The sequence below is a fragment of the Streptomyces eurocidicus genome (genome assembly GCF_002891295.1).
Lineage (GTDB): Bacteria > Actinomycetota > Actinomycetes > Streptomycetales > Streptomycetaceae > Streptomyces > Streptomyces eurocidicus.
Window position 1 is genome coordinate 722,562 of sequence record NZ_LGUI01000003.1, and the last position, 12,673, is coordinate 735,234.

A 12,673-nucleotide genomic window follows, 5' to 3' on the forward strand; every position below is an offset into this window, starting at 1 on the left:
GGCCGCCTCGCGCGAACGCGGGACGGCCCTCGGGTCGAACGGCTCGGACGGTTGTCCGAGCCCGGTGTCTCAGCAGGTCAGTCGCGCATCCCGCCGAACAGCCCACCGCCGCCGGGGCGGCCGCGGCTCTGCTCGGGCGTCGGCGAGGCGCCCGGGTCGCCGCCCGGCCCCCCGACGCCGCCCGGACCGCCCGACGTACCGGGGTCGCCACCGCCGCCGTTGTCGCCGCCGTGGTGGCACCGGCGGTCCAGCGGCAGGCAGATCTTGCTCGGCGTCGGGCTGGACGTCGCCGGCTTGGACGGCGACGCCGAGGCCGACTTGGAGGGGCTGGCCGACGGGCTCGTGGACGGCACCGCGCTGGGGGAGGGGCTGGCGCCGTCGCCGAACACCTTCTCGCCGATCGGCTCCGCCCGCTCGAACTGTTCGATCGGCTGGCCCTTGAGCGCCTTGCCCATGTAGTCGGCCCAGATCTCGGCCGGGAAGGACGCGCCGTGGATGGTCGTCTGACCGCCCACACCGCGCATGGAGAGGAACTCCTGCTTCTGGGCGTTGGGGTTGACGCGGTACATGCCGATCGCGGTCGACAGCTGCGGGGTGTAGCCCGCGAACCAGGCGGAGCGGTTGCCGTCGGTCGTACCCGTCTTGCCCGCGGCCGGGCGGTCGCCGAGCTTCGCCGAGGTGCCCGTACCGGCCTCCACCACGGTCTTCAGCACGTCGGTGACGTTGTTGGCCACCCGCGGCGAGAAGGCGAGCTTGCTCGACGCCTCGTGGACGTAGGCCGGCTTGCCGTCCTTCTCCACCTTCTCCACCGAGTACGGGTCCATCTGCTTGCCGCTGGCCGCGAAGGTCGCGTACGCGCCGGCCAGCCGGATCGCGCTGGGCGCCGATGTGCCGAGCGAGAAGGTGGGCGTGGTCGCGGCGAGCTGGTCCTTGTCCAGACCGGCCGCGAGCGCGGCCTCCTTGACCTTGTCGGTGCCGACGTCCATGCCCAGCTGGATGAAGGGGGTGTTCACCGAGAACTGCATGGCCGTGCGGAGGGTGATGGGACCGCGGTCCTCGTCACCGTCGTTCACCTGGCGCCATTCCCCGCCGTCCTGGTCGTGCCAGACCGAGCCGTTGTAGTTGCGCAGCGTCAGCTTGTTGTTGCCGTTGTAGACGCTCTCCGGGGAGACCAGCGTGCGCTGGCTGTCGTCCTGCTGCGCGCCGAGGGAGGGGTCCCGCTTGCCGTGCGTCATCGCGGCGGCGAGCACGAACGGCTTGAAGGTCGAGCCCACCTGCACACCGGTGTAGTCGGCGTTGTTGGTGTAGTGCTCCAGGGCGTTCTCACCGCCGTAGATGGCGACGATCTTCCCCGTCTTCGGGTCCACGGAGGCCCCGCCGAACTGCACGTACTTGTCCTTATCGCGCACGTCGGGCTTGATGTTGGCCTTCCGTACGTCCTCGACCGCCTTCGACAGGGCCTCGACCTTGTCGCGGTCGAAGGTGGTGTGGATCTGGTAGCCACCCCGGTCCAGCTGGTTCTTGCTGATGGTGGAGTGGGCGACGATGTAGTTGTCGGCGAGGTCGGTGAGGTAGCCGATCTGGCCGGCGCGGTTGGTCGCGGGCTTGGGCTTCTGCGGCTGCGGGAACCCCTTCGCGACCCAGGTGTCGCGCTCCGGGGCGGCCAGCCGGCCGACCTCGACCTCACGGTCCAGGGTCCACTTCCAGCGGTCCGTGGAGCGCTTGGTGTTCTTCTCCGGCGTGGCCGCCGGCCCCTGACCGCCATAGGGGTCGTACAGGTTGGGACCGTTCAGCGTCGCCGCGAGATAGGCGCTCTCGCTGGCCGTCAGCTGGGTGCAGTCCTTGTCGTAGTACGCCCGCGCCGCGGCCTGGATGCCGTAGGCGCCGCGCCCGTAGTAGGCGGTGTTGAGGTAGCCCGCGAGGATCTCGTCCTTGTCCTTGGTGGCTCCCACCTTTATGGAGATGAGGAGCTCCGTGGCCTTGCGCTTGAGCGTCTGCTCCTGGCTGAGGTACGTGTTCTTCACGAACTGCTGTGTGATGGTCGAACCGCTCTGCGTCTCACCGCCCTGCGCCATCTTCACGACGGCGCGCGCGATGCCCATCGGGTCCACGCCCCAGTCCTTCTCGAAGCTGGCGTTCTCGGCCGAGATCACCGCGTTCTGCATGGACTTGGGGATCTTGGAGATCGGCACGATCTGACGGTTCAGGGCGCCACCGCCGGCGACGACCATCTGCTTGCCGTCGGACCAGTAGTAGACGTTCTTCTGGACCGCGGCGGCCTTCTGCTCACTGGGTACCTGCACCACGGCCAGGGCGACGCCCACCGTGCCGAGGATCAGCCCTATGAAGGTGAGGCACGCGCCGGCCACCAGCTTCCACGACGGCAGCCAGCGCTTCACGCCCTCTTTGCCCGCGCGCGGATAGTCGATGAAGCGCTTCTTACCGGGGCGCCCGCCGTCCCGGCGCCCTCTCCCTCCTCCAGGGCCGGCGTCGCCGGGGCGTCTGCGCCCGCCGGGCGCGCTCCGCTGGGCGCCCTTGCGGGCTCCGGCCCGGCCTCCGTACTGGTCGCCTCCGCCGGGCGGCGGTGTGGCGGAACTGCTGGGCGGTGCGGCACGGCGGCCGGACGTCGGCTGCTGGGCCGCGCGCCTGGCCGCGGCTCGTCCGCCGCCGCCCTGAGGCTGCGGCGGCGGCTTACGGCGGTGCTCGCTCATCGAACGACTACTCCTAGGGCAGGCGCTATCGCCTGGAAGCGGCAGGTGGCTTGCGTTCCCCCCGATGCGCTGTCCGGCTGCCCCCCTGAGCAACCGGGCGCACTGCATCCAGGACGAGGACGCCGGAAGACGTCACTCGGTTCCCGGTGGTCTGCATGGCGCACAGACTACGCACGGCCAAATCCCGCCCACTGCGGATGTTCACTCCAATTCAGGCAGGTTGTGTCCCACGAATCGGTGATGTGACCTCGTTCACCGTGCCCCCTCTTGTCGCAACAGGGTGGCCGTTCTATCGTCTGGATGTATCGAGTCGATACATCAGCTCGGCATAGCGCGGCATAGGGGACACTAGGGGCGAAGGAGGGCGACATATGAGCAGACGCTCCGGCATCCTCGAGTTCGCCGTTCTCGGGCTGCTCCGTGAGTCCCCGATGCACGGCTATGAACTGCGGAAACGCCTCAACACCTCGCTGGGGGTGTTCCGAGCGTTCAGCTACGGCAGCCTCTACCCCTGCCTCAAGACGCTCGTCGCCAGCGGTTACCTGATCGAGGAACCCGGCAGTGCTCCGGAGGACGCCCGCGCGGCGTCCCTCGCCGGACGCCGGGCCAAGATCGTCTACCGGCTGACGGCGGACGGCAAGGAGCACTTCGAGGAGTTGCTCGCCCACACCGGCCCGGACGCGTGGGAGGACGAGCACTTCGCCGCTCGCTTCGCGTTCTTCGGGCAGACCTCGCGGGACGTCCGGATGCGCGTGCTGGAAGGCCGCCGCAGCCGGCTGGAGGAGCGTCTGGAGAAGATGCGCGCCTCCCTGGCCCGTACCCGCGAGCGGTTGGACGACTACACCCTCGAACTGCAGCGACACGGCATGGAGTCGGTGGAGCGCGAGGTCCGCTGGTTGAACGAGCTGATCGAGAGCGAGCGGACCGGGCGCGATATGCGCAAGGCCGCCGCGCCGCAGGACACATCAGGAGAAACGGGCGGCACACCCCGGGACCGGGGTGGTTCCCGGACGGATCCGTCCGGCGACACCGCCAACTGAGCCCTGCACTCGCAGGGCTTCGTCGAGTACAAACAGGGAGCAACCGGAATGGGTTCGGTTCGCGTAGCCATCGTCGGCGTGGGCAACTGCGCCGCCTCGCTGGTGCAGGGCGTCGAGTACTACAAGGACGCCGACCCGAACGGCCGCGTGCCGGGTCTGATGCACGTGCAGTTCGGCGACTACCACGTGCGCGATGTGGAGTTCGTGGCCGCGTTCGACGTCGACGCGAAGAAGGTCGGCCTCGACCTCGCCGACGCCATCGGCGCCAGCGAGAACAACACCATCAAGATCTGCGACGTGCCGGCGACCGGCGTCACCGTGCAGCGCGGCCACACCCACGACGGCCTGGGCAAGTACTACCGCCAGACCATCGAGGAGTCCGCCGAGGCTCCCGTGGACATCGTCCGGACCCTCAAGGACAAGCAGGTCGACGTCCTCGTCTGCTACCTGCCGGTGGGCTCCGAGGACGCCGCCAAGTTCTACGCGCAGTGCGCCATCGACGCCAAGGTCGCGTTCGTCAACGCCCTCCCGGTCTTCATCGCCGGCACCAAGGAGTGGGCGGACAAGTTCACCGAGGCGGGCGTCCCGATCGTCGGCGACGACATCAAGTCGCAGGTCGGCGCCACCATCACGCACCGCGTGATGGCCAAGCTGTTCGAGGACCGGGGCGTCGTCCTGGACCGCACCATGCAGCTGAACGTCGGCGGCAACATGGACTTCAAGAACATGCTCGAGCGCGAGCGCCTGGAGTCCAAGAAGATCTCCAAGACGCAGGCCGTCACCTCCCAGATCCGCGACCGCGAGCTGGGCGAGGACAACGTCCACATCGGCCCGTCGGACTACGTGGCGTGGCTCGACGACCGCAAGTGGGCCTATGTGCGCCTCGAGGGCCGCGCGTTCGGCGACGTCCCGCTGAACCTGGAGTACAAGCTCGAGGTCTGGGACTCCCCGAACTCCGCCGGTGTCATCATCGACGCCGTGCGCGCCGCGAAGATCGCCAAGGACCGCGGCATCGGCGGCCCGATCCTCTCCGCGTCCTCGTACTTCATGAAGTCGCCGCCGGTGCAGTACTTCGACGACGAGGCCCGTGAGAACGTCGAGAAGTTCATCAAGGGCGAGGTCGAGCGCTGAGCGAGGCCCTCTCCTAGGGTGATGTACAGAGCTTGATCGTGGGCCCCCGGGTTATCCGCCCGAGGGCCCACGCGTTGTGTGAGGCTGGGCGACATGCCCGTAGTGCGCGACCTGCGTGTCCTGCTCCGACTGCGTGACTTCCGCCGCCTGCTCGGCGTACGGCTGCTGTCCCAGGCGGCCGACGGCGTCTATCAGGTCGCGCTCGCCACCTATGTCGTCTTCTCCCCCGAGAAGCAGGCGTCGCCCACGGCCATCGCCTCCGCCATGGCCGTGCTGCTGCTGCCGTACTCGCTCCTCGGCCCCTTCGCCGGGGTGCTGCTGGACCGCTGGCGGCGCCGGCAGGTGCTCCTCCACGGCAACCTCCTGCGTACGGCGCTGGCCACCGTCACCGCCCTGCTGATCGTCGCCCGCGTCCCCGACTGGCTCTTCTACGCCTCGGCGCTGTCCGTCACCGCGGTCAACCGCTTCGTCCTGGCCGCGCTCTCCGCCTCCCTGCCCCGGGTGGTCGACTCCCCCGAGCGCCTGGTCATGGCGAACTCCCTCTCCCCCACCGCCGGCACCCTCGCGGCCACCGCGGGCGGCGGCCTCGCCTTCGCCGTCCGTCTCGTCGCACCCGAGGGCTCCGGGGCCGACGCCGTCGTCGTCCTGCTGGGCGCCGTGCTCTACCTGTGCGCCGGTCTCGTCTCCCTGACCATGCCCACCGGCCTCCTCGGCCCCGATGTCTCGGCACCGCGGTCCCGGCTGCGCACGACCCTCGCCGACACCGTCGGCGGCCTGGCGGCGGGGCTGCGCCACCTGGGGGAGCGCCGTAAGGCCGCCCGCGCGCTGGCCGCGATGACGTCGATGCGCTTCTGCTACGGCGCGCTGCTGGTCACCGTGCTGATGCTCTGCCGGTACGCGTGGACGGGCACCGAGTCCGCGGGCCTGGCCCTGCTGGGCGTCGCGGTGGCGGTGTCGGGGGCAGGGTTCTTCGCGGCCGCCGTGCTCACCCCGTGGGCCGTGGCCCGGCTGGGGCGGCGCGGCTGGATGGTCGTCTGCGCCGCGGTGGCGGCGGTCCTGGAGCCGGCCCTTGGCCTCCCCTTCGCCCGCGCGCCCATGCTGATCGCCGCGTTCGTCCTGGGCCTGTGCACCCAGGGCGCGAAGATCGCCACGGACACGGTGGTCCAGGCGTCGGTCGACGACGCCTTCCGAGGGCGGGTCTTCTCCCTCTACGACGTCCTCTTCAACGTCGCCTTCGTGGGCGCGGCGGCGGTGGCCGCGCTGATGTTGCCGCCCGACGGCCGGTCGGCCGCGCTGGTGGTGACCGTCGCCCTGATCTACGCGACGACCGCGATCGCCTTGGCCCGGCCCGGCCGTCGGTGATCCGGATGTGCCGAGGGGCGGTGTTTCACGTGAAACACCGCCCCTCGGCACATCCACGCGCTGATGTTTCACGTGAAACCACGGAAACCCCGGCGCGCCGCGTCAGCCCTGCGTCGCCCACCACTCCTTGAGCGCGGCGACGGCCGCCTCCGGCTCCATCGGGCCGTTCTCCAGGCGCAGCTCCAGCATGTGCTTGTACGCCTTGCCGATCTGCGGGCCGGGGCCCACCCCGAGGATCTCCATGATCTGGTTGCCGTCCAGATCCGGGCGGATCGAGTCCAGCGCCTCCTGCTCCTGGAGCTGCGCGATGCGCTCCTCCAGGCCGTCGTACGCGCGGGACAGGGCGTTCGCCTTGCGCTTGTTGCGCGTCGTGCAGTCCGAGCGGGTCAGCTTGTGCAGCCGGTCCAGCAGCGGGCCGGCGTCCCTCACGTACCGGCGGACGGCGGAGTCGGTCCACTCGCCCGTTCCGTAACCGTGGAAGCGGAGGTGGAGCTCGACCAGCTTGGAGACGTCCTTCACCAGCTCGTTGGAGTACTTGAGCTTGGTCATCCGCGACTTGGTCATCTTCGCGCCGACCACCTCGTGGTGGTGGAAGGAGACCCGGCCGTCCTTCTCGAAGCGCCGGGTCCTCGGCTTGCCGATGTCGTGCAGCAGCGCGGCGAGGCGCAGCACGAGGTCGGGGCCGTTCTCCTCCAGGTCGACGGCCTGCTCCAGGACGGTGAGCGTGTGCTCGTACACGTCCTTGTGACGGTGGTGCTCGTCACGCTCCAGGCGCAGGGCCGGGAGCTCGGGCAGGACGAGGGTGGCGAGCCCGGTGTCGACGAGGAGCCGCAGGCCCTTGCGGGGGTGGTCGGAGATGATGAGCTTGTTGAGCTCGTCCCGGACCCGCTCGGCCGAAACGATCTCCAGCCGGCCGCTCATCTCCGTCATCGCCTCGACGACCTCGGGGGCGACCTCGAAGTCCAGCTGGGCGGCGAAGCGCGCGGCCCGCATCATGCGCAGCGGGTCGTCGGAGAAGGACTCCTCGGGGGTGCCGGGGGTGCGCAGGATCCGCGCGGCCAGGTCCTCCAGGCCGTTGTGCGGGTCGATGAACTCCTTCTCCGGCAGCGCGACGGCCATCGCGTTGACGGTGAAGTCCCGGCGGACGAGATCCTGCTCGATGGAGTCGCCGTAGGAGACCTCCGGCTTGCGCGAGGTCCGGTCGTACGCTTCCGACCGGTATGTAGTGACCTCAATGTCGAAGTCCGACTTGCGGCACCCCACGGTCCCGAAGGCGATACCGACCTCCCAGACCGCGTCGGCCCAGGGGCGCACGATCTTCAGCACGTCCTCCGGGCGGGCGTCCGTGGTGAAGTCCAGGTCGTTGCCGAGCCGGCCGAGCAGCGCGTCCCGCACCGATCCGCCGACCAGGGCAAGCGAGAACCCGGCCTCCTTGAATCGGCGGGCGAGGTCGTCGGCCACGGGGGAGACCCTCAGGAGCTCGCTCACGGCGCGGCGCTGCACGTGGCTGAGCTCGTTCGTGGACGGCGTGGTGTGGCTGTCATTGTTGGCGTTCGGCACAACAGAAGAGGGTACGTGGCCGCACGCCCGAGGGCCTCTTCGTCAGGGGCGCAAGGCGACAGCACCGGCAAAGCGGGCGCAGTCCGGACAACCATCCCGTGGTGATCTTGCGGAACGGTCCGCGGCACTTAGCCACAGCGGGCCTCGTTACCATTCGTGGACGCACAACCGACGACCACTGACGACGACGAGGGACGGGCGAGCGCGTGGCCGAGGCGGCAGAGTTCCAGGGGACGACGGCCGCTCCTGCCTGCCGGTGGGCCAGGCACCTCATGACGGTGCTGCTCGGGGTGCTGCTCCTCGTCGGCCTGGTGCAGCTGCCCGCGGCGCCCGCGGCCCGTGCCGAGTCGCCCACCTCCAGACCTGTCGGGGTCGCGATCGACACCGTGACGCCCGTCGCACCGACGCAGAACGACACGATCACCCTCTCCGGCACCGTCACCAACAACAGCGGGTCGACGGTCACCGACGCCCACGTCGGACTGCGGGTGGGCCCGCAGATCAGCGGCCGGAGCGACATCGACGACCTCGGCTACCGGGCGGGCTTCTCGCCGGGCACCGACGGCGCGGAGATCGGCAAGCACACCCAGAAGATCGACAAGCTGGCCCCGGGGATCAGCAGGGAATTCAGCATCTCCCTGCCGGCGAAGGACCTCGAACTCGGCCACGACGGCGTCTACCAGCTGGGCGTCTCCCTCTCCGGGCGATCGGCCGACCACCCTTACGAGGGGGTGCTGGGCATCCAGCGGACCCTGCTGCCGTGGCAGCCGTCCGGCGTCGAGGGCAAGAAGACGCAGCTCACGTTCCTGTGGCCGCTGATCTCCGCGACCCACCTCACGGCGCGCACCGAGAAGGACCAGCAGCAGACGCCGATCTTCCCCAATGACGACCTGGCCGCCGAGCTGGCCCCTGGCGGTCGGCTGAACCAGCTCGTGGCCCTGGGCAAGGATCTGAAGATCACCTGGGTGATCGACCCCGACCTGCTCGCCACGGTCGAGGCCATGACCAAGAGCTACCGGGTCGACGGGCCGGACGGGAAGGTCGTCCCGGGCAAGGGGCAGGCGGTCGCCAAGCAGTGGCTCAGCCAGCTCCAGACCGCCGTGGCGGGCCACCAGGTGGTGGCGCTGCCCTTCGGAGACCCGGACCTCGCCTCGCTCGCCCACCGGGGCAAGGACGTCTCCGGGTCCCTCAGCCACCTCCAGTCCGCCACGGAGCTCGCCGCCACCACCGTGGACACCATCCTCGGTGTGAAGCCGCGCACGGACTTCGCCTGGCCGGTCGACGGCGCGGTCGACTCCTCGATCATCGACGTGGCCACCTCCGCGGGCGCCCACAACGTGATCGCCCGCAGCGACAGCATCCGCGAGCCCCGGGCCTCGTACACCCCCAGCGCGGCCCGCCAGATCGGCGGTGGCAACACCGCCGTCGTCGCGGACGCGCGGATGTCCACGGTCTTCCAGGGCGATCTGATCAGGGCGGACAACTCCTCGCTCGCCGTGCAGCGCTTCCTGGCACAGAGCCTCCTGGTGAACCGCCAGGCCCCGGACGACGAGCGCAGCATCGTCGTGGCACCCCAGCGGATGCCCACGACGAGCCAGGCGCAGGCCATGGCCACCGCGATCAACGGGCTGTCGGAAGGCCGCTGGACCCAGCCTCTCGACCTGGGGGACGCGGCCAAGGCCAAGCCAGACGCCTCGGCCAACCAGCAGGTGCCGGGCTCCGGCTCCTACCCCGAGGCGCTGCGGGAGCAGGAACTGCCCACGGAGGCGTTCCAGGAGATCCAGAAGACCCAGAGCACCCTGGACAGCTTCAAGGTCATCCTCACCTCCGAGGACCGGGTGGTCACCCCGTTCGGCAGCGCGATCATGCGGGAGATGTCCACGTCGTGGCGCGGCAACCGCAACGGCGCCGCGGACTTCCGTGACGCGGTGCAGTCGTATCTGTACGAGCTGACCCGCCAGGTGCAGCTCATCAAGAAGTCCGACGCCACCCTCTCCGGGCGGGACGCGACGCTGCCGATCACCGTGCAGAACGGCCTGCTCCAGGGCATCGACGGCCTCCGGCTCGTCCTGGAGTCCAGTCAGCCGAACCGCCTCAAGGTCGACGCCTCCCAGCCGGTCAAGATCGAGGGCGGTCACCGGCAGACGCTGAAGTTCGAGACACGGGCCAACGCCAACGGCCCGGTGAAACTGACGGCCCAGCTGTACACCGACGACGGGCAGCCTTACGGCAAGCCGATGTACTTCACTGTGCATGTCACGTCGATCACCCCTATGGTTCTGCTCGTCATCGCGGGTGGCGTCCTCCTGCTGATCCTCGCGGGGCTCCGTATCTACCTCCAGCGCAAGCGGTCCGCCGCCCGCGGGACGGCGGACGGCGGGGCGCCCGGCGCGGAAGGGGACGGCCCGGGAGACGGCGGCCCGGGTGACGACCGGCCCGCGGTGCCGGGCGACCCGGCGCCGGACACCGGATCGGAAAGCACCGACCCGTCCGGCACAGGTGAGAAAGTGGACCGTTGACGTGTAGTGGGGCCGGCCGGCCGCGGACGATGAGGTGGGGTAGCGATGAACGCGCCGTACGACGGTGACCGCGGGCAGGGCTCGGGTGGTGAACAGCGGGGCCACTACCCGCCGCCTCCGCCTGCCCCGGACTCGCCGCGTCCGGGCCCGTACGCCCAGGACCCCTACCTCCGGGACGCCTACGCCTCCGAGCCCTACCCCGGGCAGGACCCGTCGGCCCAGGACCCGGTGAGCGACGCGCTGTACGACCGCGCCGCGCACCCGCCGCCCGCGCCCGGCACCTACCAGAACACCTTCCCGCTGCACCAGCAGCCGACCGGTCCGCAGCACGGCCCCGACCCGCAGCAGTGGTCGCCGGCGTCGGCGCAGCAGCCCGGCCCCGGCGTCCGCCCGTACGGCGACGAGCCGACGACGCAGTTCGCCGGCATCGGCGCCCAGGCGTCGGCGGACCAGCAGCCCGAGCGGGACGCCTTCGCCCACCTGTACCGGGACCAGCAGCCCTACGAGCCGCAGCGCCCGTCCGGCCAGCCGATCCCGGCACCGGGGCAGTACGCGGCCCAGCCGCCGCAGGGCCCGGCCCAGCCCGGCCCGGAGCCGGAGCCCGCCCAGGTCCCCGAGGCCCCCGCCGCCGCTAAGGGCGGCGGCAAGGCCGCGAGCCTGCTGAAGTCGAGCGCCGTGATGGCGGCGGGCAGCTTCGTCTCCCGCATCCTCGGCTTCGCCCGCAACCTGGTGATGGCCGCCGCCATCGGCGTCGGCACGCTCAACGACAGCTACCAGGTCGCCAACGTCCTGCCGACGATGATCTACATCCTGGTCGGCGGCGGCGCGCTCAACGCCGTGTTCATCCCGCAGCTGGTGCGCGCGATGAAGAACGACGACGACGGCGGCGAGGCGTACGCCAACCGGCTCCTCACCCTGGTCGTCGTCCTGCTGGCGGGCGTCACCACGGTCTGTGTCCTGGGCGCCCCGCTCCTCGTCCGGATGATGATGCCGGACAACGCCGACGACCCGGCCCAGCTGGACGTGGCCGTCGCGTTCGCCCGCTACTGCCTGCCCACCATGTTCTTCATGGGCGTCCACGTCGTGCTCGGGCAGATCCTCAATGCCCGGGGCAAGTTCGGCGCGATGATGTGGACCCCGGTCCTCAACAACATCGTCATCATCGCCACCTTCGGCGCCTTCATCTGGGTGTTCGGCGTCTACAAGGCGGGGGAGATGAGCCCCTCCGCCATCACCCCCGAGGGCATCCGGCTGCTGGGCATCGGCACCCTGCTGGGCCTCACGGTCCAGGCGCTCGCCATGCTCCCGTACCTCCGGGAGACCGGCTTCCGGCTTCGCCTGCGGTTCGACTGGCGCGGCCACGGCCTCGGCAAGGCCGCGGGCCTGGCCAAGTGGACGCTGTTCTTCGTCCTCGCCAACCAGCTCGGCATGGTCGTCGTCACCCAGCTCGCCACCCGGGCGGGCGCGATCGCCGAGAAGTCGAACCACTCCGGCACCGGCATCACCGCCTTCAACTACGCACTCCAGCTCTGGCAGATGCCGCAGGCCATCATCACGGTCTCCGTGATGACCGCGGTCCTCCCCCGGATCTCCCGTGCCGCCCACGACGGCGACGTCTCGGCCGTGCGCGAGGACCTCTCCCACGGTCTGCGCACCTCGGCCGTCGCGATCGTGCCCTGCGCCTTCGCGTTCCTCGCCCTGGGCGTCCCTATGTCCACGCTGATGTTCGGCGCCTCCGGGACCGACAGCGCAGTGAACATCGGTGTCATCCTGATGGCCTTCGGCCTCGGTCTGATCCCGTACTCCGCGCAGTACGTCATCCTCCGCGGCTTCTACGCCTACGAGGACACCCGCACCCCCTTCTACAACACGGTGATCGTCGCCGGCGTCAACGCAGCCGGCGCCGCCGCGAGCTTCGTGGTGCTCCCCGCTCGCTGGGCCGTGGCCGGCATGGCCGCCTCGTACGGTCTCGCCTACGCCGTCGGTGTAGGCGTCGCGTGGCGCCGCCTGCGCACCCGGCTGGGCGGCGAGCTCGACGGGTCCCGCGTCATCCGTACGTACGCCCGTCTCATCGGGGCCTGTATCCCCGCCGCGCTGATCGGCGGTGCCGTCGCTTACGGCATCGGTCAGCTGATCGGCCGGGGTTTCGCCGGATCCATCGCCTCTTTGACCGGCGGTGGTCTGATCCTGATCGCCGTCTTCTACATCGCCGCGAAGCGGATGCGGGTCGAGGAGCTGACCGCCATGGTCGGTATGGTCCGCGGACGGCTCGGACGCTGATCCGAGCACAACCATCGCCCGCCGCCGCGTGTCGTGCATAGCGCCGGACTGTGGGCACAATTGTCTTGGC

General features: G+C 70.2%; 7 protein-coding genes. 5 read left to right on the forward strand and 2 right to left on the reverse strand.

Going from position 1 to position 12,673, the window contains the following annotated elements:
* Positions 1–77 precede the first annotated feature (77 nt).
* The gene (locus tag AF335_RS13075) at positions 78–2,711 is read right to left on the reverse strand and encodes a transglycosylase domain-containing protein (RefSeq protein WP_102918488.1); all 2,634 of its coding nucleotides are present in this window, start codon (positions 2,709–2,711) and stop codon (positions 78–80) included.
* 371 nt (positions 2,712–3,082) lie between these two features.
* Here AF335_RS13075 and AF335_RS13080 point away from each other — a divergent pair, with 371 nt between their 5' ends.
* From AF335_RS13080 to AF335_RS13090, 3 genes are all read left to right on the forward strand, one after another.
* Entirely contained in the window at positions 3,083–3,751 is a 669-nt protein-coding gene (locus AF335_RS13080; protein ID WP_102918489.1) for a PadR family transcriptional regulator, read from the forward strand.
* Between the two features lie 48 nt (positions 3,752–3,799).
* Positions 3,800–4,882 (forward strand): inositol-3-phosphate synthase, encoded by a 1,083-nt coding sequence (locus tag AF335_RS13085; protein ID WP_102918490.1) that lies wholly within the window; start codon positions 3,800–3,802, stop codon positions 4,880–4,882.
* 93 nt (positions 4,883–4,975) lie between these two features.
* Positions 4,976–6,244, forward strand: coding sequence for an MFS transporter (locus AF335_RS13090; RefSeq protein WP_102918491.1), 1,269 nt, complete (start codon positions 4,976–4,978; stop codon positions 6,242–6,244).
* A 102-nt stretch (positions 6,245–6,346) separates the two neighbouring features.
* Here the strand turns inward: AF335_RS13090 and AF335_RS13095 are convergent, their stop codons facing one another.
* Positions 6,347–7,804 (reverse strand): CCA tRNA nucleotidyltransferase, encoded by a 1,458-nt coding sequence (locus AF335_RS13095; RefSeq protein ID WP_102918492.1) that lies wholly within the window; start codon positions 7,802–7,804, stop codon positions 6,347–6,349.
* Between the two features lie 206 nt (positions 7,805–8,010).
* On the opposite strand from AF335_RS13095, the gene AF335_RS13100 reads away from it, so the two are divergent.
* A complete protein-coding gene (locus AF335_RS13100; RefSeq protein ID WP_102918493.1) occupies positions 8,011–10,323 on the forward strand; it encodes a DUF6049 family protein in 2,313 nt (770 codons plus the stop codon).
* A 45-nt stretch (positions 10,324–10,368) separates the two neighbouring features.
* Positions 10,369–12,603 (forward strand): murein biosynthesis integral membrane protein MurJ, encoded by a 2,235-nt coding sequence (murJ, locus tag AF335_RS13105; protein WP_102918494.1) that lies wholly within the window; start codon positions 10,369–10,371, stop codon positions 12,601–12,603.
* Positions 12,604–12,673 lie beyond the last annotated feature (70 nt).

Excerpts from the sequence above, each read along its gene's own strand:
- AF335_RS13075 (WP_102918488.1), bottom strand. The coding sequence starts at position 2,711 with ATGAGCGAGCACCGCCGTAAGCCGCCGCCGCAGCCTCAGGGCGGCGGC.
- AF335_RS13080 (WP_102918489.1), top strand. The coding sequence starts at position 3,083 with ATGAGCAGACGCTCCGGCATCCTCGAGTTCGCCGTTCTCGGGCTGCTC.
- AF335_RS13085 (WP_102918490.1), top strand. The coding sequence starts at position 3,800 with ATGGGTTCGGTTCGCGTAGCCATCGTCGGCGTGGGCAACTGCGCCGCC.
- AF335_RS13090 (WP_102918491.1), top strand. The coding sequence starts at position 4,976 with ATGCCCGTAGTGCGCGACCTGCGTGTCCTGCTCCGACTGCGTGACTTC.
- murJ (WP_102918494.1), top strand. The coding sequence starts at position 10,369 with ATGAACGCGCCGTACGACGGTGACCGCGGGCAGGGCTCGGGTGGTGAA.